The organism is Streptomyces sp. NPDC002265 (genome assembly GCF_040296125.1).
In the GTDB taxonomy this organism is placed as follows: domain Bacteria; phylum Actinomycetota; class Actinomycetes; order Streptomycetales; family Streptomycetaceae; genus Streptomyces.
On sequence record NZ_JBEOWS010000600.1, the window covers coordinates 1 to 2,941 of the forward strand.

General features: G+C 69.0%; 1 protein-coding gene and 1 pseudogene. Both read left to right on the top strand.

The window, feature by feature from the left end:
* The first annotated feature begins 221 nt into the window (after positions 1 to 221).
* Positions 222 to 2,123, top strand: a complete 1,902-nt coding sequence (locus tag ABT085_RS45345) for a trypsin-like serine protease (RefSeq protein ID WP_351622823.1) — start codon at positions 222 to 224, stop codon at positions 2,121 to 2,123.
* A 573-nt stretch (positions 2,124 to 2,696) separates the two neighbouring features.
* A pseudogene (locus tag ABT085_RS45350) lies at positions 2,697 to 2,941 on the top strand (hypothetical protein); the annotation flags it as partial.

A 2,941-nucleotide genomic window follows, 5' to 3' on the forward strand; every position in this document is an offset into this window, starting at 1 on the left:
ACCCAGGTGGACATGACCGTGGGGAGCGAGGAGAAGTCCTTCGACATCACCAAGAACACCTGGACGCCCGTGGGCGAGAGCGCGGACGAGCAGGGACGCGAGTTCATGCTCATGGAGATCAGGACCTCCAAGTAGCCCGCCACAGGCGCCTCGTGCCGGAGCCGCCGCGCTCCGCCGGGCATCGGCACCGCACTCCTCCCACCAAGGAAGCCGAAGGTCACATGCGACACCCCAGACGTCACCGTCCCGCCACACTCACCACGGTGCTCGCCGCCGCGCTCGTCACGGCACCGCTGGCGCTGACCGCCACGCCCGCGAGCGCCGTCTCCGGTCCGGCCGCGAGCGACAACTCCCTCGCCTTCACCGCGCGCCTGGACATCGGCGACGGCCAGAAGGGTTGCTCGGGCGCCCTGGTCGACCGTAACTGGGTGCTCACCGCCGCCAGTTGCTTCGCCGACGACCCGGCACAGAGTCTCGCCGTACCCGCGGGCGCCCCCAAGCTCAAGACCACCGCGATCATCGGCCGCACCGACCTCACGAGCACGGCCGGTGAGACGCGCGACATCGTGGAACTGGTCCCGTACTCGTCCGCGTCGCGGGACGTGGTGCTGGCGCGGCTCGGCCGGCCGGTCACCACCGTCACGCCCGTCGCCATCAGCGCCGCCGCGGCCGCGGCCGGCGAGAACCTGACGGTGGCCGGCTACGGCCGCACCGCGACCGAATGGTCCCCGCTGGGTCTGCACAGCGGCACCTTCACCGTCGGCTCGGTCGCCGCGGACACCGTCGACATCGCGGGCAAGGACGGCGCGAGGGTCTGCATGGGCGACACCGGCGGCCCGGCCGTGCGCACGGTGGCCGGCAAGCCCGAGCTGGTCGCGCTCAGCAGCAGGTCCTGGCAGGGCGGCTGCTTCGGCATCGACCCGGCCGTGACGCAGACCGGGGCCGTCAGCGCCCGCGTCGACGATCTGCGCGACTGGGTGACCTCCATCGTCTCCGTCCCCCGCGTCACGGACTACACCGGTGACGGCAAGTCCGACGTCGCGTACCTGTACAACTACGGGACCAACGCCGACGGCACCAACCACACGGGCCTGTGGCTCCAGACGTCGACCGGCAGCGGCTTCAACGCGCCGGTGAGGCCCTGGGACTCCGGCACCGGTTCCTGGGACTGGAACCGCAGCAAGCTGGTGTCGGGCGACTTCAACGGCGACGGCTTGGCCGACGTCGGCGCCCTCTACCAGTACCCCGACACCTCCGACGGCCGCGGCCACACCGCGCTGTGGACCTTCACCTCCACCGGTACCGGCTTCAACGCGCCGGTGAAGGTGTGGGACTCCGGCACCGGCTCCTTCACCTGGGACAGCTCCGCTCCGGTGTCCGGTGACTTCAACGGCGACGGCCTCGCCGATGTGGGCGTCCTGTACAAGTACGCCAACACCTCGGACGGCCGCGGCCACACCGCGCTGTGGACGTTCACCTCCACCGGCAGCGGCTTCAACGGCCCGGTGAAGAAGTGGGACTCCGACACGGGTTCCTGGACGTGGGACAGCTCCATGCTGGTGGCGGGTGACTTCAACGGCGACGGCCTGTCCGACGTCGGCGCCCTGTACAAGTACGCGAACACGTCCGACGGCCGCGGTCACTCGGCGCTGTGGACGTTCACCTCCACCGGCAGCGGTTTCAACGCGCCGGTGAAGAAGTGGGACTCGGACACCGGTTCCTGGACGTGGGACAACTCGATGCTGGTGGCGGGTGACTTCAACGGCGACGGCCTGTCCGACGTGGGCGCTCTCTACAAGTACCCGAACACCTCGGACGGGCGTGGTCATTCGGCGCTGTGGACGTTCACGTCCACCGGTACGGGGATCAGCGGCCCGGTGAAGAAGTGGGACTCGGACACCGGTTCCTGGACGTGGGACAACTCGATGCTGGTGGCGGGTGACTTCAACGGCGACGGCAAGTCGGACGTCGGCGCCTTCTACAAGTACCCGAACACCTCGGACGGGCGTGGTCATTCGGCGCTGTGGACCTTCACCTCCACCGGTACGGGGATCAGCGGCCCGGTGAAGAAGTGGGACTCGGACACCGGTTCCTGGACCTGGGACCGGACGAAGATCGCCTGACGTCTGCGCGTCTGCGCGTCTGCGAGTCTGCGCCCCTGACGTCTGCGCGTCTGACGTGTGACGGTCGCGAGCGTCGGTTCGGCGCCGTCGCGAAGTGATCCCAAGAAGCAGCACCCGGAGAGCCTCCGGGACCCGTCCCCCGGGTCCCGGAGGCTCTTTGTGTGCACCGCGGGAGTTCGCTGCACACAAGCGCTCTCCAAGGGGCCATATGCAGCGCGCGACGATCGATGAATGAGGCGACAGCGAGGCGAGTCGACGCAAAGGCGGGCAACTCGTGGCCCCCCTGCGCCTTCACGCGTTCTCCACACGTGCTGGGCAACTTTTTCGAGAAGTGTCGAGAGTCACGCGTAGTCGCCAACTGGCGTCTGTTTTGGCGCAGTTCGCACGGTGGACAGGACCCCGTGTGTGGATGTGGCATGGAGACGATCAAGCGGGGGTCGGGACGGGAAGAGCCTTTCTTCGGTATTCCCGCATGGGTTGGGGGCCCCTTTCCGAAAGGCGGAGCCTTCACGCCTGTCACGGGGCCGGATGGCGGACATCCGGCCCGAGGAAAACGAATTGCTGAGGACCGAGATGAAGTTACGCATCACCCCTGCGGTGAAGCCGCAGCGCAAGAGACTCGTGGCGCGGGTGCTGAGCGCGCTGGCCGCCGGCGGCCTGGCCTGGGCCGCGCTGGCGCACGGAGTCCAGACGGAGACCGGCGGCCCGGCGGCCGCCGACGCTGCTCCGGTCGCGGGCGAGGCGCCGGGCTATGCGGTGGAGGACTTCGCCTATCCGCAGGCGGACAAGATCCTGGCCGAGCAGGGCATCGTGCTCAA